This window comes from Klebsiella sp. RC2, from assembly GCF_014192815.1.
GTDB lineage: Bacteria > Pseudomonadota > Gammaproteobacteria > Enterobacterales > Enterobacteriaceae > Klebsiella > Klebsiella variicola.
Window position 1 is genome coordinate 77995 of the sequence record NZ_JACHYL010000004.1, and the last position, 19161, is coordinate 97155.

A 19161-nucleotide genomic window follows, 5' to 3' on the forward strand; every position below is an offset into this window, starting at 1 on the left:
ATTGTGCGCAACGACAGACTGTCAGAAGGTTGAACTCACGATGAAAACGCCGCTGATCACCCGCGAGGGATATGAAAAACTGAAGCAGGAAATGGACTACCTGTGGCGCCAGGAGCGCCCGGAAGTGACCAAAAAGGTCACCTGGGCCGCCAGCCTTGGCGACCGCAGCGAGAACGCGGACTACCAGTACAACAAAAAGCGCCTGCGGGAGATCGATCGCCGGGTCCGCTATCTGACCAAATGTCTGGAACAGTTAAAGATCGTCGATTATTCCCCGCAGCAGGAAGGCAAAGTCTTCTTCGGCGCCTGGGTAGAGATCGAAAACGACGAGGGCGATACCAAACGCTTTCGCATCGTCGGCTACGATGAAATTTTTGGCCGCAAAGACTACATCTCCATCGACTCACCGATGGCGCGGGCCTTGCTGAAAAAAGAGGTCGGCGATCTGGCTATCGTTAACACGCCGGCGGGCGAAGCCAGCTGGTATGTCAACGAGATCGAATACGTAAAATAGACAAGAACTTTCCGAGAGACACCGGGCGCGACTGGCATTTTCAGCCGTCAGTCCGTATAACTAGTCCCTGATTTTTGACCCTAAAGATGAATTAAAAGCCATGATGAATGATTCGCTCTGCCGCATTATTGCGGGTGAACTTCAGGCCAGAGCCGAACAGGTAGAAGCTGCCGTTCGCCTGCTTGATGAAGGGAACACCGTGCCGTTTATTGCACGTTATCGTAAAGAAGTCACCGGCGGTCTGGATGACACGCAGCTGCGTAATCTGGAAACTCGCCTTGGCTATCTGCGCGAACTGGAAGACCGTCGTCAGGCGATCCTCAAATCCATCGCTGAACAGGGCAAACTGACCGACGCGCTGGAAAAAGCCATCACCTCCACGCTGAGCAAAACCGAACTGGAAGACCTCTACCTGCCGTACAAGCCGAAGCGCCGTACCCGCGGGCAGATCGCCATCGAAGCCGGGCTGGAGCCGCTGGCTGACCTGCTGTGGAACGAACCGGCCCACGATCCGGAAGCGGAAGCCGCAAAATATATTAACGCTGACAACGGCATCGCCGACAGCAAAGCGGCCCTGGACGGCGCGCGCTATATTCTGATGGAGCGGTTTGCCGAAGACGCCGCGCTGCTGGCGAAGGTCCGTGACTATCTGTGGAAAAACGCCCACCTGGTCTCCACCGTCGTCAGCGGCAAAGAAGAGGAAGGCGCCAAATTCCGCGACTACTTCGATCACCATGAACCGATCGCCACCGTGCCGTCGCATCGCGCGCTGGCGATGTTCCGCGGTCGCAACGAAGGCGTGCTGCAGCTCTCTTTAAACGCCGATCCGCAGTTTGACGAGCCGCCGAAAGAGAGCCACGGCGAGCAAATTATTATCCACCACCTTGGCCTGCGCCTGAATAACGCCCCGGCGGACAGCTGGCGTAAAGGTGTCGTCAGCTGGACCTGGCGTATCAAAGTCCTGATGCACCTCGAAACCGAGCTGATGGGCACCGTGCGCGAGCGCGCGGAGGACGAAGCCATCAACGTCTTCGCCCGTAACCTGCACGACCTCCTGATGGCCGCGCCCGCCGGGCTGCGCGCCACCATGGGACTCGATCCGGGCCTGCGCACCGGGGTGAAAGTGGCCGTCGTCGACGCCACCGGTAAACTGGTCGCCACCGATACCATCTATCCCCATACCGGCCAGGCCGCCAAAGCGGCCGTCGTCGTCGCCGCGCTGTGTGAAAAGTACAATGTTGAGCTGGTGGCCATCGGCAATGGTACCGCCTCGCGTGAAACCGAGCGTTTCTTCCTCGACGTGCAGAAGCAGTTCCCGAAAGTCACCGCCCAGAAGGTGATCGTCAGCGAAGCCGGGGCTTCCGTTTACTCCGCCTCCGAGCTGGCGGCCCAGGAGTTCCCGGACCTCGACGTGTCGCTGCGCGGCGCGGTCTCCATCGCCCGCCGTCTGCAGGATCCCCTGGCCGAGCTGGTGAAAATCGACCCGAAATCGATTGGCGTCGGCCAGTATCAGCACGATGTCAGCCAGACCCAGCTGGCGCGTAAGCTGGACGCGGTGGTGGAAGACTGCGTGAACGCCGTCGGCGTTGACCTGAACACCGCCTCCGTTCCGCTGCTGACCCGCGTCGCCGGCCTGACCCGCATGATGGCGCAGAACATCGTTGCCTGGCGCGACGAGAACGGCCAGTTCCAGAATCGCCAGCAGTTGCTGAAGGTCAGCCGTCTGGGGCCGAAAGCCTTTGAACAGTGCGCCGGCTTCCTGCGTATCAACCACGGCGACAACCCGCTGGATGCCTCCACCGTGCACCCGGAAGCCTATCCGGTGGTCGAGCGCATTCTGGCCGCCACCCAGCAGGCGCTGAAAGATCTGATGGGCAACAGCAGCGAACTGCGTCATCTGAAGGCCGTGGATTTCACCGATGAGAAGTTCGGCGTTCCGACCGTCACCGACATTATCAAAGAGCTGGAAAAACCGGGCCGCGATCCGCGTCCGGAGTTTAAGACGGCGAAGTTCGCCGACGGCGTAGAGACCATGAACGATCTGCTGCCGGGGATGATCCTGGAAGGCGCCGTCACCAACGTCACCAATTTCGGCGCGTTTGTCGATATCGGCGTCCATCAGGATGGACTGGTACACATTTCGTCGCTTTCTGACCGGTTTGTTGAAGATCCGCACACCGTGGTGAAAGCGGGCGACATCGTGAAGGTCAAAGTCATGGAAGTCGATCTGCCGCGTAAACGTATCGCTCTGACCATGCGTCTCGACGAGCAGCCAGGCGACAGCAACGCCCGCCGCGGCGGCGGTCAGGATCGCCCCCAGGGCAACCGCCCGGCCGCGAAAGCCGCCAAACCCCGCGGTCGCGAGGCACAGCCTGCCGGTAACAGCGCAATGATGGATGCCCTCGCTGCGGCGATGGGTAAAAAACGCTAATCTCTCCCTGCCCCTTTTCAGGGGCAGTTTTCATTTTTTATCCCCTGGCGATACGGCCGCCATTACGCGCAAAACGGGTTCAGTCATTTCTGATAATCTGCATTAATTCCGTTAAGGAAAGGTCGCGAAATTATTATTTTCATTTCGTTAACTTAAGAAACCTTAATTAAACATTAGATCGCCGAAATAATATTTTGCGCTATTTGATCACCGACTGGATTTTGCGGCATATCAATAAAAAGGTGATTTTCGCTATAAAAATAGCGCGAAGCGCATCATATGTATTGATGATAAAAACCATTCTCATTATCATCACTTTCAGAACGTTTTTTCCTTTTTCGTTGGCTACGGTCCCCGGCGCAGCTGCCTCCAGGCGTCCGGAAAATTCTTCTTCGGTTAGCGATAGACAAGTAGGCCCTATGCAATTCACACCTGATAGTGCGTGGAAAATTACCGGATTCTCCCGCGATATTAGCCCAGCATACCGTCAGAAATTACTCTCCCTCGGCATGCTGCCCGGTTCCTCATTTCATGTGGTTCGCGTAGCGCCACTCGGCGATCCTGTTCATATTGAAACCCGACGCGTCAGTCTGGTATTACGCAAAAAAGATCTCGCCTTAATCGAACTGGAAGCGGTTGCACAATAACGGCTGGCCCGGCACAAGAGTCTGAAATATGAAAAAATTAACCGTTGGTTTAATTGGTAATCCTAATTCTGGCAAGACCACCTTATTTAATCAGCTGACCGGTGCCCGCCAGCGCGTAGGCAACTGGGCCGGGGTCACCGTTGAGCGTAAAGAGGGCGTTTTCGCCACCACTGACCATCAGATCACGCTGGTCGACCTCCCGGGGACCTACTCCCTGACCACCATCTCTTCGCAGACCTCGCTGGACGAGCAGATTGCCTGCCACTACATCCTGAGCGGCGACGCCGACATGCTGATTAACGTGGTTGATGCCTCCAACCTTGAGCGAAACCTCTATCTGACGCTGCAGCTGCTCGAGCTGGGGATCCCCTGCGTCGTCGCGCTGAACATGCTGGATATCGCCGAAAAGCAGCAGGTGCGTATCGATATCGACGCCCTCGCCGCCCGTCTCGGCTGCCCGGTCATTCCGCTGGTCTCAACCCGCGGACGCGGGATCGAAGCGCTGAAGATTGCCCTCGACCGTCATCAGGCGAACAGCGATATTGAGCTGGTTCACTATCCGCAGCCGCTGCTGCGCGAAGCTGACCTGCTGGCGCAGCAGATGTCAGCGCAGATCCCGACCCGGCAGCGGCGCTGGCTGGGTCTGCAGATGCTGGAGGGCGATATCTACAGCCGGGCCTATGCCGGCGACGCCGCCGATAAACTGGATATTGCTCTGGCGAATCTCAGCGACGAGATCGACGACCCGGCGTTGCATATCGCAGACGCACGCTATCAGACCATCGCCGCCATTTGCGACGCCGTCAGCAACACCCTGACCGCCGAGCCGAGCCGCTTCACCGCGGCGATGGACAAAGTGATCCTCAACCGCTTCCTCGGGTTGCCGATTTTTCTCTTTGTCATGTACCTGATGTTCCTGCTGGCGATAAACATCGGCGGCGCGCTGCAGCCGATTTTTGATGCCGGTTCGGTCGCGGTCTTTATTCACGGTATTCAATGGCTGGGCTACACCCTGCACTTCCCGGACTGGCTGACCGTGTTCCTCGCCCAGGGGATCGGCGGCGGTATCAACACCGTACTGCCGCTGGTGCCGCAGATCGGCATGATGTATCTGTTCCTCTCCTTCCTCGAGGACTCCGGCTACATGGCGCGCGCCGCCTTTGTCATGGACCGCCTGATGCAAGCCCTCGGCCTGCCGGGGAAATCCTTTGTCCCGTTGATTGTCGGTTTCGGCTGCAACGTGCCGTCGGTGATGGGCGCCCGCACCCTTGACGCACCGCGCGAGCGTCTGATGACCATTATGATGGCGCCGTTTATGTCCTGCGGCGCGCGGCTGGCGATCTTCGCCGTCTTCGCGGCCGCGTTCTTTGGTCAGAACGGTGCGCTGGCGGTCTTCTCGCTCTACGTGCTGGGCATTGTGATGGCCATTCTCACCGGCCTGATGCTGAAGCACACCATTATGCGTGGCGAAGCCTCGCCGTTCGTGATGGAGCTGCCGGTGTACCACGTCCCGCACATCAAGAGCCTGATTATCCAGACCTGGCAGCGCCTGAAAGGCTTTGTGCTGCGCGCCGGGAAGGTGATCGTCATTGTCAGCATCTTCCTCAGCGCGCTGAACAGCTTCTCGCTGAGCGGTAAGGTCGTCGACAACATCAACGACTCCGCGCTGGCCTCGGTGAGCCGGGTCATTACGCCGGTGTTTAAACCGATCGGCGTGCATGAAGATAACTGGCAGGCCACCGTCGGCCTGTTTACCGGCGCGATGGCGAAGGAGGTGGTGGTCGGTACGCTGAACACCCTCTATACCGCCGAAGATATCCAGAATGAGGAATTCAATCCGCAGACCTTCAGCCTCGGCGAAGAACTGCTCGCCGCCGTCGACGAAACATGGCAGGGACTGAAAGACACCTTCAGCCTCAGCGTCCTGGCCAACCCCATCGAAGCCAGCAAAGGCGATGGCGAGATGGCCACCGGCGCCATGGGCGTGATGGGCAGTAAATTTGGCAGCGCGGCGGCGGCATACAGCTACCTGATCTTCGTTCTGCTCTATATCCCCTGCATCTCGGTGATGGGCGCCATCGCCCGCGAATCGAGCCGCGGCTGGATGACCTTCTCCATCCTGTGGGGGCTGAATATCGCCTATTCGCTCTCGACGCTCTATTACCAGACCGTCAGCTTTAGCGACCATCCGCGCTACAGCCTGGTGTGTATCCTGGCAGTGGTGTTGTTCAACGTGGTGCTCTTCGGCCTGCTGCGCCGGGCGCGCAGCCGGGTGGACGTCTCGCTGCTGGCCACCCGAAAAACGCCGGCCTCCTGCTGTTCCAGCCCGGCTGGCGATTGCCACTAAGGAGGGTCTGTGGCGTCGTTAATGGAAGTCCGCGATATGCTGGCCCTGCAGGGCCGCATGGAGGCGAAACAGCTCAGCGCCCGCCTGCGGACGCCTCAGCCGCTGATTGACGCGATGCTGGAACGGATGGAAGCCATGGGTAAGGTGGTACGGATCAGCGAAACGAGCGAGGGCTGTCTCTCAGGCAGCTGTAAAAGCTGTCCTGAAGGGAAAGCGGCGTGCCAGCAGGAGTGGTGGGCGCTGCGATGAAAAGAGTCAGGCCAGATCGCGCAGCGGGTAAAACGAGTAAGACAGCAGTGAAAAACGGGCCAGCAGGCCCGTTTTTTTATGACTGGATTATTTATAAACGTCAGCGTTAGCGTGTACGGTTTTTTCGTTTTTCTGCCCGGCAATCACCACAAAGTATTTCCCACCCAGCTCATCGGCTTTTTTCGACAGATCGCGTCGGGCGTCCATCGGTGACGTCGTCCTGGAGGTCGTAATGCTACCGACCTTGGTCAGATTCATCTTCGCCACGTCTTCTTTTTGGATCTCTTTCGCGGCAAATGCGCCAAAAGACAGGGTGCCAATCACCAGAGATGCAACCATTCCTGTAACAAGTTTCATAGCCTCTACTCTCCATAAGGTTGTTATTGTAGGTCACGGTGGCGGAATGAAATAATCAACCACCGTAACAACCTAAGTATTGCTAGGAATGGCCCTTTTACCATGGCGCGGCAAAAAAAATTACCCCAGCCGCGTTTTCAACGCCAGCAGCGGCTCGCAGAAGGCCGCGGGATGGGAAACAAACGGCGCATGCGCCGCCTTATCGAAGAGGATTGACTCGCTTTCCGGCCACAGCTCATCCAGCAGCGGGACAATCTTGCGCGGCACCAGTCCGTCCAGCCGGCCATACAGCCGCAGAAACGGTATCGGCAACCCAACCAGCGCCTGGCGCAGATCGACGGTTCTGAGGATCTCCAGTCCGCCGTTCAGCGCCTCGGCGGAAGGCATCGGCAGCGAGAGCACCGCCTGCTTTAACGCCCGCGCATCCTGACGCGCGCTCTCTGTGCCCATGGTTTGCAGGGCGAGGAATCGCTCGACGGTGCGCTGGAAATCGTCGCTCAGCTGCTGCTGAAACCCGGCCAGCACCTCGGGCTTGATGCCGGGCCAGTCGTCACGGGCCGCGAAACAGGGGGAAGAGGCAACCGTCACCAGCGCCTGCACGCGTTCCGGGTGCATCATCGCCACCTGGCTTGCCACCAGCCCGCCCAGGCTCCAGCCCAGCCACACCGCCTGAGGAGGAGCCTGCTCCAGCACCCGCTGCGCCATCGCCTCGAGCGACATCGCCCCATATCCGCCGCTGCGGCCATAGCCCGGCAGATCCACCAGGTGGAGGGTAAAATGCGAAGCCAGCTGCGGCGTGATGCAATCCCATACCTGAGCGTTCAGCCCCCAGCCGTGCAGCAGCACAAGATGACAATCACCTTCGCCGATTGTTTGCCACCAGATGTCGTTCATCCGTTACCGTTCTCTTTTTACTGGACAGAAGGCCAAATATGCTAACAGCACACAGCTTATGCTGGCTATGCCAAATGCCGCTGGCGGTCGCCTGCTGGGGGATCTGCTCCCGCTGCAGCCGCGCCCTGCTCGCCTGCCCCCCGCTCTGCCCCCAGTGTGGCCTGCCGGCGGCGACATCCCATCACCCCTGCGGCCGCTGCCTGCAAAAACCACCTCCCTGGCATTGGCTGGTGGCAGTCAATGACTATCGCCCGCCGCTGAGCGGTCTGGTCCAGCAGTTGAAGTTTCACCATCGTCCGGAGCTGGGGCCCGCCCTGGCGCGCCTGCTGCTGCTGCGTCTTCTGCAGTGTGACGATTTGCCGCCGGTGGACGGTATGGTCGGCGTACCGCTGTGGCATCGCCGCCGCTGGCGCCGGGGTTATAATCAGTGTGACGAACTGTGCCGACCGTTAGCCCGCTGGCGAGGTTGCGTCTGGCATCGGGAAGGCCTGACGCGCCAGCGAGCCGGCGCCGTCCAACATTCGCTCAATGCCCGCCAGCGCAGGCAGAACCTGAAAAATGCCTTTCAGCTTGAATTTGCCGTGGAGGGACTCCATATCGCTATCGTGGATGATGTCGTCACGACCGGCAGCACCGTCGCCGAGATATCCCGCCTGCTTTTGCGAAACGGCGCCGCGACGGTTCAGGTATGGTGTTTGTGCCGTACCTTGTAGACCCCCGCTGATGGGCGTATTATAACCCAGTAAAATAGTCAACTATTAGGCCAACGCTATGATCCGTATTTCCGATGCTGCACAAGCGCACTTTGCCAAACTGCTGGCAAATCAGGAAGAAGGGACGCAAATTCGCGTATTTGTGATTAATCCCGGCACCCCAAACGCTGAGTGCGGCGTATCTTACTGCCCACCGGATGCGGTGGAAGACACCGACACGGCGCTGAAATTTGAACAGCTGACCGCCTATGTCGATGAGCTCAGCGCGCCCTATCTGGAAGACGCTGAAATTGATTTCGTCACCGACCAGCTTGGCTCGCAGCTGACGCTGAAAGCACCGAACGCCAAGATGCGCAAAGTCTCTGACGATGCCCCGCTGATGGAGCGCGTCGAGTACCTGCTGCAGTCGCAGATTAACCCGCAGCTGGCGGGCCACGGCGGCCGCGTGTCGCTGATGGAGATCACCGACGACGGTCTGGCTATTCTGCAGTTCGGCGGCGGATGCAACGGCTGTTCGATGGTTGACGTGACCCTGAAAGAAGGCATTGAAAAGCAGCTGCTGAACGAGTTTCCGGAGCTGAAAGGGGTTCGCGATTTGACCGAGCATCAGCGCGGCGAGCACTCCTACTACTAAGCCCTTCCTCCGGCGGCACCCTGCCGCCGGTCCTCCCTGGCCCTTTCTGTGTTACCGCGCAACATCTCCCGCTAAATGACCGGCAAAAACCGGGGAAAGAGTATGACTTAAGTCTCATATTTAACATTTTCCCCCGTCAGGTGATTCTCAACCCTCACATGTTACCCGTATCATCCACTTCAGGCACCACCGGCAAAAAAATAGCCAGCTATCCTTTCTCTGGGTAAGGATAATGCAAGTATTTACGGTGCCAGACTATTTTGCTCCCACATGGGGCAGATGTCTTACAGGTTGAATCTTTGACGTTACCCATAACAAATTAAGGCCAGGTAAATCATGCCATTAATCATCGTTGCTATCGGGGTTGCCCTGTTATTGCTGTTAATGATCCGTTTCAAAATGAACGGCTTCATTGCGCTGGTTCTGGTGGCGCTCGCCGTCGGATTAATGCAGGGTATGCCGCTGGATAAAGTGATCGTCTCTATCAAGAACGGCGTTGGCGGCACCCTTGGCAGCCTCGCGCTGATCATGGGCTTCGGGGCTATGCTCGGTAAACTGCTGGCAGACTGCGGCGGCGCCCAGCGTATCGCCACTACCCTTATCAATAAGTTCGGTAAGAAGCATATTCAGTGGGCCGTGGTCCTGACCGGCTTCACCGTCGGCTTCGCGCTGTTCTATGAAGTAGGCTTCGTGCTGATGCTGCCGCTGGTATTTACCATCGCCGCCTCGGCCCGCATCCCGCTGCTGTACGTCGGTGTACCGATGGCTGCTGCACTCTCCGTCACCCACGGCTTCCTGCCGCCGCACCCGGGTCCGACCGCGATTGCCACCATCTTCCATGCCGATATGGGCAAAACGCTGCTCTACGGTACCATTCTGGCTATCCCGACGGTTATCCTGGCAGGGCCGGTGTTTGCGCGCTTCCTGAAAGGCATTGATAAGCCGATCCCGGAAGGCCTGCATAACCCGAAAGTATTCACTGAAGAAGAGATGCCTGGCTTTGGCGTCAGCGTCTGGACCTCGCTGGTACCGGTGATCCTGATGGCGATGCGCGCCGTGGCCGAGATGATCCTGCCGAAGGGCCACGCCTTCCTGCCGATTGCTGAGTTCTTCGGCGACCCGGTGATGGCCACCCTGATTGCGGTACTGATCGCCCTGTTCACCTTCGGTTTGAACCGCGGCCGCTCCATGGAGCAGATCAACGATACCCTGACTTCTTCTATTAAAATCATCGCGATGATGCTGTTGATCATCGGCGGCGGCGGCGCCTTCAAACAGGTGCTGGTGGATAGCGGCATGGATAAATACATCGCCTCTATCATGCACGAATCGAACATGTCTCCGCTGTTTATGGCGTGGTCAATCGCCGCAGTGCTGCGTATCGCGCTGGGTTCGGCGACCGTTGCCGCCATCACCGCAGGCGGGATTGCCGCGCCGCTGATCGCCACCACCGGCGTCAGCCCGGAACTGATGGTTATCGCCGTTGGCTCCGGCAGCGTTATCTTCTCTCACGTCAACGATCCGGGTTTCTGGCTGTTCAAAGAGTACTTTAACCTGACCATCGGCGAGACCATCAGGTCCTGGTCGGTGCTGGAAACCATTATCTCAGTATGCGGCCTGGTAGGCTGTCTGCTGCTGGGGATGGTGGTGTAAGGAGACTCCCGCCACAGAAAAAGGCCGGTCCGCATAATGCGGACCGGCCTTTTTTATCGGACATGCTCATCGCCGCGCAGCAAACGACGCGGCGGGAAGTCATCTGGCGGCGGCTTTCTTGCTCGCCGCCTTGCGCCGTTTATCCAGATCCTTAATCAGCTTATTGACCTGTTCATCGGCAAACATCTGCTCCAGGGTGACGGACAGCTTCCGGCGCCAGTTCGGGTACTCAGTGCTGGTGCCCGGAATGTTAACCGGCGACGCCATCTCCAGCCAGTCTTCCGGCTGCAGGCCCAGTAGCGCACTGTTACTGTCGGCAATGTAACGCTGCATCCCCCGGTTGAGGATCCCGGTCATGCTCATCAGAGAGGCCTTATGCCCGGCACGTTTGGGCAGACAGCCGTACTTATGCAACGCATCCAGCAGCCCTTGCTTCGCCAGCTCGCGGTCCTGGTACAGCCCGCGCAGCACCACCTCATCAGGATAGAGCCCCAGCGCTTTACCTAGCGTCAGATCGCCGCTTTCCCAGTAGCCGCGGAGGGTGGGCAGGTCGTGCGTCGTCGCCACAGCCATTGATTGCTCCGGGTACAGCGCCGGCGCGCGGAACGTTTTCTCTGCATCACTCTCAAAATAGAGCACCTTATAAGAATAGACGCCGCTGTTGCGTAACTTGCTGACAATCTCCACCGGTACCGTGCCCAGGTCTTCGCCGATCACCATGCAGCGATGACGCTGGCTTTCCAGCGCCAGAAGCGACAGCAGATCGTCGACGGGATACTGAACGTAAGCGCCATGGTCGGCGGTTTCACCATAGGGGATCCACCACAAACGCAGCACCGACATCACGTGATCGATGCGCAGCGCGCCGCAGTTCTGCATATTGGCGCGCAGCAGATCAATAAACGGCTCATAGGCGCGAGCGGCAATAATATGCGGATCCATCGGCGGCAGGCCCCAGTTCTGGCCCAGCGGGCCCAGAATATCCGGCGGCGCGCCCACGGACGCTTTCAGGCAGTACAGCTCACGGTCGCACCAGGTCTCCGACCCGCCTTCGGCGACGCCCACCGCCAGATCGCGGTAGAGGCCAATCGGCATCCCGTCGCGCTGGCTGGTTTCCCAGCAGGCGGCGAACTGGCTCCAGGCCAGCCACTGCAGCCAGAGATAGAAACTGACGTCGTCCTCATGCTCAATGCAGAAGGCTTTCACCTCCGGGCTGTCGATATCCTGAAAGGCCTTCGGCCAGGCCGGCCAGCCCCAGCGCAGCGGGTCCTGTTGTACCTGCCAGGCGTGCAGCGCATCGAAAGCGGCCTGCCAGTAGAGGCTTTCCCCTTCGCGCAGAACAAACTCGCGGAACGCCGTCATCTGCTCATCTTCACGACGAGAGAATCGTTTCCACGCCATACGCAGCGCGGTCATTTTCAGCGTGGTGACCGCGGTATAGTCGACATCATCCGTTTGCCGCGCCGCCTGCAAGGCCTGCTGGGTCGCTGCGGACTGCCACCACGCCTGCGCCTCTTCGCTACGCTGGAAATCTTCAACCGCATTAACGTCGATGTAGATGACGTTCAGCCAGCGACGTGAAGACGGGCTATACGGACTGGCGCTCTCCGGGTTCGCCGGATAGAGAGCATGTATCGGGTTAAGGCCAATAAACGACCCGCCGCGGCGGGCGATTTCCGGCAACATGGCCCGCAGATCGCCAAAATCGCCGATCCCCCAGTTTTTCTCCGAGCGCAGGGTATAAAGCTGCACGCAGGTGCCCCACAGCTTTTTCCCCTCTTTCAGCGGCTGCGGTTCATAGCAGCGCGCCGGCGCGACAATGGTCCGGCAGTGCCAACGCTCTCCCTCCTGGGTGAGCGTCAGGGAGTGGTACCCCTCCGGCAGTTTAGCCGGCAGCGGCAGCGTCTCGCCGCCGCGGGTTTTCCCTTGATACTGCTTACCGTCCTCAGTGGTCAGGATCCACTGATACTCACCGCGTCCTGCCACCGGCAGCGACATTTTTTTGCCGTGGGTGAAAATTTTCACGTTCGGCAGCGGGTTAACCGCCACTTTCGTGGCGGCGGTAGAGCGATGCATCGCATCCAGCAGGCGCTGTTTGGTGACAGCCGCGATAGACTGCGGCTTACCGTGCGCGTTGATATAGCTGGGGCTGATGCCCGCCGCCAGCGCGGCATTATCGAGGCGTTTACTCTCCATAGGCCTTCCTTTAGCGTTTCGCCTGCCAGATACGTTGCTGATAATCGCGGATCGAGCGGTCGGAGCTGAACATGCCGCAGCGCGCGGTGTTGAGGATAGCCGCGCGGGTCCAGGCCTCCTGGTCGCGATACAGCTCATCTACCCGTTTTTGCGCCGCTACGTAGGCTTCGAAATCGGCCAGCACCAGGTACGGATCGCCGCCCTGCAGCAGGCTGTGCAGCATCTGATCGAAGGCATGCTTGTCGCCGTTGCTGTAGGTGCCGTTCTCCAGCTCCTTAAGCACCGCATCGAGCAGTTTGTCTTTTTTACGCCATTTCAGCGGATCGTAGCCTTTCGCTTTCAGGGCTTTCACCTCTTCAACCGTGTGGCCGAAGATAAAGATGTTTTCCTCGCCCACCTGCTCAGCGATTTCCACGTTAGCGCCATCCAGCGTCCCGACGGTCAGCGCGCCGTTCAGCGCCAGCTTCATGTTGCCGGTGCCAGAGGCTTCTTTACCCGCGGTGGAGATCTGCTCGGAGATATCCGCCGCCGGGATCAGTTTTTCCGCTGCCGATACACAATAGTCCGGCAGGAAGACCACTTTCAGCTTATCGCCGACTTTCGGGTCGTTGTTGATCGCTTCCGCTACCTTATTGATGGCAAAAATAATGTTTTTCGCCAGATAGTAGCCCGGCGCCGCTTTCGCGCCGAACAGGAAGACGCGCGGTACGCGGTCCGCCTGCGGGTTTTCGCGGATCTCTTTGTACAGCGCAAGAATATGCAGCAGGTTAAGGTGCTGACGCTTGTACTCGTGCAGGCGTTTGATCTGAATATCGAAAATCGCCTGCGGGTTGATCTCAATCCCGGTACGCTGCTTCACAAACTCAGCCAGATGAACTTTGTTGGCCTGCTTGATATCGCGATAAGTCTGACGAAACGCCGCATCGTCAGCATATTTTTCCAGGTTAATCAGCTGGTCGAGGTCATTGGCCCACTCTTTTTTCAGCGTCTCATCCAGCAGCGAGGCCAGCGCCGGGTTGCACTGCTTGATCCAGCGGCGCGGCGTGATACCGTTGGTCACGTTATGGAATTTGTTCGGCCACAGCTGGTTATATTCCGGGAACAAATCTTTTACCACCAGGTCCGAGTGCAGCGCCGCCACGCCGTTGACAGCAAAGCCGCCCACCACGCACATGTTGGCCATCCGAACCTGCTTGTCATGCACCACCGCCAGCTTCGCCCAGACCTGCTTATCGCCCGGCCAGGTTTTGTCCACCAGCTGTTTAAAGCGGTCGTTGATCTCTTTAATGATCTGCATATGGCGCGGCAGCAGCGCTTTCACCAGCTTCTCATCCCAGCACTCCAGCGCTTCCGGCATCAGGGTGTGGTTGGTGTAAGCAAAGGTTTTACTGGTGATCGCCCAGGCGTCGTCCCAGCTCAGCTGGTGCTCGTCGATCAGCACGCGCAGCAGCTCCGGAATGGCGATGGTCGGGTGCGTATCGTTCAGCTGGATCACTTCGTAATCCGCCAGCTCGGCCAGCTTGCGGCCTGCCAGATGATGACGACGCAGGATATCGGCCACTGAGCAGGCGCACTGGAAGTACTGCTGCATCAGGCGCAGTTTTTTACCGGCCTGATGGTTGTCGTTCGGGTACAGCACCTTGGTCAGTTTTTCCGCGTCGATGCCCTGCTGCTCGGCGCGCAGGAAATCGCCATCGTTGAATTTGGTCAGGTTGAACGGATGAGCGTGTTTGGCCTGCCACAGACGCAGTGGCTGGGCGACGTTGTTGCGATAGCCAAGCACCGGCAGGTCCCAGGCTTCGCCGGTAATGACGAACGCCGGCTGCCATTCGCCGTTTTTGCTGACTTTCCCGCCGATACCTACCTGGACATCCAGCGCTTCGTTATGACGGAACCACGGGTAGCTGTTACGCCCCCAGTCGTCCGGGGCTTCCATCTGCTGGCCATCGTCAAATGACTGGCGGAACAGGCCATACTGGTAATTGAGACCGTAACCGGTCGCCGACTGCCCCACCGTCGCCATGGAGTCGAGGAAGCAGGCTGCCAGACGTCCCAGGCCGCCGTTACCCAGCGCCGGGTCTGTCTCTTCTTCCAGCAGATCGGTGAGGTTGACGTCGTAGCCTTTCAGTGCGTCGCTGACGCCCTCGTACCAGCCCAGGTTGAGCAGGTTGTTGCCGGTCAGGCGACCAATCAGAAACTCCATCGAGATGTAGTTAACGTGACGCTGTCCTTGCGCCGGTTTCGCTACCGGCTGCGCCGCCAGAAGTTCCGCCAGCGCTCCGCTGACCGCGCGCCACCATTGACGCTGTGTCATCTCGGAAGCGGACTGTAAACCAAAATGCTGCCACTGACGCGTCAGTGCAGCCTGAAACTGAGCTTTGTTAAATGAAGTCTGTGACATAATGAGATCCGGGTCCTTTACTAAAACGATGGCGCTAGTGTGCCGACCTCCCGATTCATCGTCCTCATCCCGACGGGGATTAGACAGGGAGGAGTGGCGGGGATGAGCGAAAAGTGTGATCCTGGACACTATAGTGTGGGTGAGAAGGCAAAAATATGCTGTAAAAATCACCGCGATATGACAATCGAGAGGTTACGTCCGCAGGGAAAAAATTTGTTACAGGCCAATACGCGCTAAAAATCTTTCCGCCTCTCGCCAGGTTATTAAAAGAATAAATAGAGAGCTCTGGAGAAATAAGCACATTTCATCACATTGATCCGCAAAAAAGATTACTTCTAAGAAATCACTGACAATAATTTAATAAAAACAAACAACTACTCTTCACATAAAATAAATCTCTCCCCGCTCCGCCAGCCGCCGCCTGAAAACCGCTGGCGGCGAGTTCTGCCTGCGATTTTTCCCCATTCTCAACCAATGTCAAAATTTGTGACATAGAGCAAATTCAAGAGCATAAAGTTCGGACATAACTTGCAATAAATTTCATAATCACCGACCTTATTAGATATTAATTACGAAGCGCAAAAAAAATCGCAACCTCTCTCTTGCACAGCGAAATGTAGAACTATGTTGATTCCGTCCAAATTAAGTCGTCCGGTCCGCCTTGAACACACTGTGGTTCGTGAGCGTTTACTGGCGAAACTTTCCGGCGCGAACAATTATCGTCTCGTGCTGATCACCAGCCCTGCCGGGTACGGTAAAACAACGCTCATTTCTCAGTGGGCCGCGGGTAAAAACGATCTCGGGTGGTTTTCGCTGGACGAAGGCGACAATCAGCAGGAGCGTTTTGCCAGCTATCTGATCGCGGCGATCCAGCAGGCCACCGGCAACCACTGCGGGGCCAGTGAAGCGATGGTGCAAAAGCGCCAGTACGCCAGCCTCTCCTCTCTTTTTGCGCAGCTGTTTATTGAACTCGCCGACTGGCAGCGCCCGCTGTACCTCGTCATTGATGATTATCACCTGATCAATAATCCGGCGATCCATGACGCGATGCGCTTTTTCCTGCGCCATCAGCCGGAGAATATGACCCTGGTGGTGCTGTCGCGTAACCTGCCGCAGCTGGGCATTGCCAACCTGCGCGTCCGCGATCAGCTTCTGGAGATTGGCAGCCAGCAGCTGGCCTTTACCCACCAGGAAGCGAAACAATTTTTCGACTGCCGTCTGACGTCGCCAATCGAAGCCGACGACAGCAGCCGGCTGTGCGACGATGTCGCCGGGTGGGCCACCGCGCTGCAGCTCATCGCCCTCTCCGCCCGCCAGAATAACTCTTCCGCCCAACACTCCGCCCGCCGCCTCGCCGGGATTAACGCCAGCCATCTGTCGGATTATCTGGTGGATGAAGTACTGGATAACGTCGACGCCCGCACGCGTAACTTTTTGCTGAAGAGTTCTCTGCTGCGCTCGATGAACGACGCGTTAATCGTGCGCGTCACCGGCGAAGAGAATGGCCAGATGCAGCTGGAGGAGATCGAACGCCAGGGGCTGTTCCTGCAGCGGATGGATGATTCCGGTGAATGGTTCCGCTATCACCCGCTGTTTGGCAGCTTCCTGCGCCAGCGTTGTCAGTGGGAGCTGTCGGTTGAACTGCCGGAGATCCACCGCGCTGCGGCGGAAAGCTGGATGGCGCAAGGGTTCCCCAGCGAGGCCATTCATCATGCTCTGGCCGCTGGCGATGCCAAAATGCTGCGCGATATCTTACTCAACCACGCCTGGGGCATGTTTAACCATAGCGAACTGGGGCTGCTGGAGCAGTCGCTGTCGGCGCTGCCCTGGTCAAATCTGCTGGAAAATCCGCGCCTGATCCTGCTGCAGGCCTGGCTGATGCAGAGCCAGCATCGTTACAGCGAAGTCAACACCCTGCTGGCGCGCGCCGAGCAGGAAATGAGTGTGGAAATGGACACCGCGATGCATGGCGATTTCAACGCGCTGCGCGCACAGGTAGCGATTAACGACGGCGACCAGGACGAAGCGGAACGTCTGTCGATGGTGGCCCTGGAAGAGCTGCCGCTGGCCAACTATTACAGCCGCATCGTCGCCACCTCGGTGCATGGCGAAGTCCTCCATTGCAAGGGGAAACTGACCAAATCCCTCGCCGTGATGCAGCAGACCGAACAGATGGCCCGCCGTCACGACGTGTGGCATTACGCGCTGTGGAGCATTATTCAGCAAAGTGAAATTCTCTTTGCCCAAGGCTTCCTGCAGGCTGCCTGGGAGAGCCAGGAGAAAGCCTTCCAGCTGGTGCGTGAACAGCACCTTGAGCAGTTGCCGATGCATGAGTTCCTGCTGCGCATCCGTTCTCAGCTGCTGTGGGCATGGGCGCGCCTCGACGAAGCTGAAGCCTGCGCCCGCCAGGGAATGGACGTTCTCTCAACTTATCAGCCGCAGCAGCAGCTGCAGTGTCTGGCGCTGATGGTCCAGTGCTCGCTGGCGCGCGGCGATCTCGATAATGCCCGCAGCCACCTGAACCGGCTGGAAAACCTGCTCGGTAACGGTCATTATCACAGCGACTGGGTCTCCAACGCCGATAAGGTGCGGGTGATCTACTGGCAGATGACCGGCGATAAAACCGCGGCGGCCAACTGGCTGCGCCAGACGCCGAAGCCGGAATTCGCCAACAACCACTTCCTGCAGAGCCAGTGGCGCAACATTGCCCGGGCGCAGATCCTGCTGGGCGATTTCGAACCGGCGGAAATGGTGCTGGAAGAGCTGAACGAAAATGCGCGTTCGCTGCGTTTGATGAGCGATCTCAACCGCAACCTGCTGCTGCTCAACCAACTGTACTGGCAGGCAGGACGCAAGAGCGAAGCGCAGAAAGCCTTGCTCGAAGCCCTGACGCTCGCCAACCGCACCGGCTTTATCAACCACTTTGTGATTGAAGGCGAGGCGATGGCTCAGCAGCTGCGCCAGCTGATCCAGCTGAACACTCTGCCGGAGCTGGAGCAACACCGCGCCCAGCGTATTCTGCGCGACATCAACCAGCATCATCGCCACAAATTCGCCCACTTTGACGAAGGGTTCGTCGAGCGGCTGCTGAATCACCCGGAGGTGCCGGAGCTTATCCGCACCAGCCCGCTGACCCAGCGCGAATGGCAGGTGCTTGGCTTAATCTATTCCGGTTACAGCAACGAGCAGATTGCCGGCGAGCTTGACGTGGCGGCTACCACCATCAAGACCCACATTCGCAACCTGTATCAGAAACTGGGCGTCGCCCACCGGCAAGACGCGGTGCAGCATGCTCAGCAGTTACTCAAAATGATGGGATACGGCGTCTGACGACGCCGTTGCCGTTTAGCACAGCTCCAGCTGGAGGTTGTTATCGGTGATGACCTTCAGCACGCCCGCCGGCGGCAGCACGTCGGTATAGACCGCATCGACCATACTGATACTACCCATATTGACCATCGCATTGCGGCCAAACTTGGTATGATCCACCACCAGCATCACGTGGCGTGAATTCTCAATGATCGCGCGCTTGGTGCGCACTTCATGATAATCAAACTCCAGCAGCGAGCCATCGCTGTCGACGCCGCTGATGCCAAGAATGCCGAAGTCGAGACGGAACTGCGAGATAAAATCCAGGGTTGCTTCCCCAATGATCCCGCCGTCGCGACTACGCAGTTCACCACCGGCGAGAATAATGCGGAAATCCTCTTTAACCATCAGCGTGTTGGCCACGTTCAGGTTATTGGTGACAATGCGCAAATCGTGGTGATCGAGCAGGGCGTGCGCCACCGCTTCCGGCGTGGTGCCGATATCAATAAACAGCGTCGCCCCGTCGGGGATCTCGCTGGCTACCCGCCGGGCGATACGCTCTTTTTCCGCCGTCTGGGTCGCTTTGCGATCATGCCAGGAGGTGTTCACCGAGCTGGAGGGCAGCGCCGCGCCGCCGTGATGGCGGAGGATCATTTTCTGTTCGGCTAAATCATTCAGGTCGCGGCGGATGGTCTGCGGGCTGACCGCGAACTGCTCAACCAGCTCTTCCGTGCTGACGTAACCCTGTTTTTTTACCAGCTCGATAATCGCGTCATGACGTTGTGTTTGTTTCATGAAATATCCCTGGAAAAATGT

At 58.2% G+C, this 19161-nt stretch carries 15 protein-coding genes; 9 read left to right on the forward strand and 6 right to left on the reverse strand.

The features are described from left to right. Nucleotides 1-40 precede the first annotated feature (40 nt). From greB to feoC, 5 genes are all read left to right on the forward strand, one after another. Nucleotides 41-514, forward strand: a complete 474-nt coding sequence (greB, locus tag FHW76_RS14045; RefSeq protein WP_008807004.1) for a transcription elongation factor GreB — start codon at nucleotides 41-43, stop codon at nucleotides 512-514. A gap of 100 nt (nucleotides 515-614) precedes the next feature. Beyond that, a complete protein-coding gene (locus FHW76_RS14050; protein WP_032731344.1) occupies nucleotides 615-2945 on the forward strand; it encodes a Tex family protein in 2331 nt (776 codons plus the stop codon). 419 nt (nucleotides 2946-3364) lie between these two features. Beyond that, entirely contained in the window at nucleotides 3365-3592 is a 228-nt protein-coding gene (gene feoA, locus FHW76_RS14055) for a ferrous iron transporter A (protein WP_002920506.1), read from the forward strand. Between the two features lie 28 nt (nucleotides 3593-3620). Beyond that, nucleotides 3621-5939 (forward strand): Fe(2+) transporter permease subunit FeoB, encoded by a 2319-nt coding sequence (gene feoB / locus FHW76_RS14060; protein WP_183476787.1) that lies wholly within the window; start codon nucleotides 3621-3623, stop codon nucleotides 5937-5939. A 9-nt stretch (nucleotides 5940-5948) separates the two neighbouring features. After that, nucleotides 5949-6188 (forward strand): [Fe-S]-dependent transcriptional repressor FeoC, encoded by a 240-nt coding sequence (feoC, locus tag FHW76_RS14065; protein WP_004202151.1) that lies wholly within the window; start codon nucleotides 5949-5951, stop codon nucleotides 6186-6188. Nucleotides 6189-6275: 87 nt separating this feature from the next. Here the strand turns inward: feoC and FHW76_RS14070 are convergent, their stop codons facing one another. Continuing rightward, nucleotides 6276-6545, reverse strand: a complete 270-nt coding sequence (locus tag FHW76_RS14070; protein WP_002920510.1) for a YdgH/BhsA/McbA-like domain containing protein — start codon at nucleotides 6543-6545, stop codon at nucleotides 6276-6278. A gap of 120 nt (nucleotides 6546-6665) precedes the next feature. Beyond that, nucleotides 6666-7439 carry a pimeloyl-ACP methyl ester esterase BioH gene (gene bioH / locus FHW76_RS14075; protein ID WP_087498404.1) on the reverse strand — a complete coding sequence of 258 codons (774 nt, stop codon included), beginning with the start codon at nucleotides 7437-7439 and terminating at the stop codon, nucleotides 6666-6668. A gap of 38 nt (nucleotides 7440-7477) precedes the next feature. Here bioH and gntX point away from each other — a divergent pair, with 38 nt between their 5' ends. The 3 genes from gntX (at nucleotide 7478) to gntT (ending at nucleotide 10439) form a co-directional block, all read left to right on the forward strand. Further along, nucleotides 7478-8152 carry a DNA utilization protein GntX gene (gene gntX / locus FHW76_RS14080; RefSeq protein WP_022065517.1) on the forward strand — a complete coding sequence of 225 codons (675 nt, stop codon included), beginning with the start codon at nucleotides 7478-7480 and terminating at the stop codon, nucleotides 8150-8152. 58 nt (nucleotides 8153-8210) lie between these two features. Next, nucleotides 8211-8786: a Fe-S biogenesis protein NfuA gene (gene nfuA, locus FHW76_RS14085; RefSeq protein WP_002920540.1), complete on the forward strand. Its 576-nt coding sequence runs from the start codon at nucleotides 8211-8213 to the stop codon at nucleotides 8784-8786. A 336-nt stretch (nucleotides 8787-9122) separates the two neighbouring features. Beyond that, a complete protein-coding gene (gene gntT / locus FHW76_RS14090; RefSeq protein ID WP_008806999.1) occupies nucleotides 9123-10439 on the forward strand; it encodes a gluconate transporter in 1317 nt (438 codons plus the stop codon). Between the two features lie 99 nt (nucleotides 10440-10538). On the opposite strand, the gene malQ is transcribed toward gntT, so the two are convergent. From malQ to FHW76_RS14105, 3 genes are all read right to left on the reverse strand, one after another. Continuing rightward, nucleotides 10539-12635 (reverse strand): 4-alpha-glucanotransferase, encoded by a 2097-nt coding sequence (gene malQ, locus FHW76_RS14095; protein WP_008806998.1) that lies wholly within the window; start codon nucleotides 12633-12635, stop codon nucleotides 10539-10541. Between the two features lie 10 nt (nucleotides 12636-12645). Next, a complete protein-coding gene (gene malP, locus FHW76_RS14100; RefSeq protein ID WP_012540401.1) occupies nucleotides 12646-15036 on the reverse strand; it encodes a maltodextrin phosphorylase in 2391 nt (796 codons plus the stop codon). Between the two features lie 343 nt (nucleotides 15037-15379). Beyond that, nucleotides 15380-15529: a hypothetical protein gene (locus FHW76_RS14105; RefSeq protein WP_012540400.1), complete on the reverse strand. Its 150-nt coding sequence runs from the start codon at nucleotides 15527-15529 to the stop codon at nucleotides 15380-15382. Between the two features lie 131 nt (nucleotides 15530-15660). Between FHW76_RS14105 and malT the strand changes: the two genes are divergently transcribed. Further along, nucleotides 15661-18366, forward strand: coding sequence for an HTH-type transcriptional regulator MalT (malT, locus tag FHW76_RS14110; protein WP_183476788.1), 2706 nt, complete (start codon nucleotides 15661-15663; stop codon nucleotides 18364-18366). A 15-nt stretch (nucleotides 18367-18381) separates the two neighbouring features. On the opposite strand, the gene FHW76_RS14115 is transcribed toward malT, so the two are convergent. Next, entirely contained in the window at nucleotides 18382-19140 is a 759-nt protein-coding gene (locus FHW76_RS14115) for a DeoR/GlpR family transcriptional regulator (RefSeq protein WP_008806995.1), read from the reverse strand. Nucleotides 19141-19161: the final 21 nt, after the last annotated feature.

Bases quoted from the DNA above. Each gene is read 5' to 3' on its own strand.
- gntT (WP_008806999.1), top strand. From the start codon at position 9,123: ATGCCATTAATCATCGTTGCTATCGGGGTTGCCCTGTTATTGCTGTTA.
- bioH (WP_087498404.1), bottom strand. From the start codon at position 7,439: ATGAACGACATCTGGTGGCAAACAATCGGCGAAGGTGATTGTCATCTT.
- FHW76_RS14050 (WP_032731344.1), top strand. From the start codon at position 615: ATGATGAATGATTCGCTCTGCCGCATTATTGCGGGTGAACTTCAGGCC.
- nfuA (WP_002920540.1), top strand. From the start codon at position 8,211: ATGATCCGTATTTCCGATGCTGCACAAGCGCACTTTGCCAAACTGCTG.
- FHW76_RS14070 (WP_002920510.1), bottom strand. From the start codon at position 6,545: ATGAAACTTGTTACAGGAATGGTTGCATCTCTGGTGATTGGCACCCTG.
- malP (WP_012540401.1), bottom strand. From the start codon at position 15,036: ATGTCACAGACTTCATTTAACAAAGCTCAGTTTCAGGCTGCACTGACG.
- malQ (WP_008806998.1), bottom strand. From the start codon at position 12,635: ATGGAGAGTAAACGCCTCGATAATGCCGCGCTGGCGGCGGGCATCAGC.
- malT (WP_183476788.1), top strand. From the start codon at position 15,661: ATGTTGATTCCGTCCAAATTAAGTCGTCCGGTCCGCCTTGAACACACT.
- feoB (WP_183476787.1), top strand. From the start codon at position 3,621: ATGAAAAAATTAACCGTTGGTTTAATTGGTAATCCTAATTCTGGCAAG.
- gntX (WP_022065517.1), top strand. From the start codon at position 7,478: ATGCTAACAGCACACAGCTTATGCTGGCTATGCCAAATGCCGCTGGCG.
- FHW76_RS14115 (WP_008806995.1), bottom strand. From the start codon at position 19,140: ATGAAACAAACACAACGTCATGACGCGATTATCGAGCTGGTAAAAAAA.
- greB (WP_008807004.1), top strand. From the start codon at position 41: ATGAAAACGCCGCTGATCACCCGCGAGGGATATGAAAAACTGAAGCAG.
- feoA (WP_002920506.1), top strand. From the start codon at position 3,365: ATGCAATTCACACCTGATAGTGCGTGGAAAATTACCGGATTCTCCCGC.
- FHW76_RS14105 (WP_012540400.1), bottom strand. From the start codon at position 15,529: ATGTCACAAATTTTGACATTGGTTGAGAATGGGGAAAAATCGCAGGCA.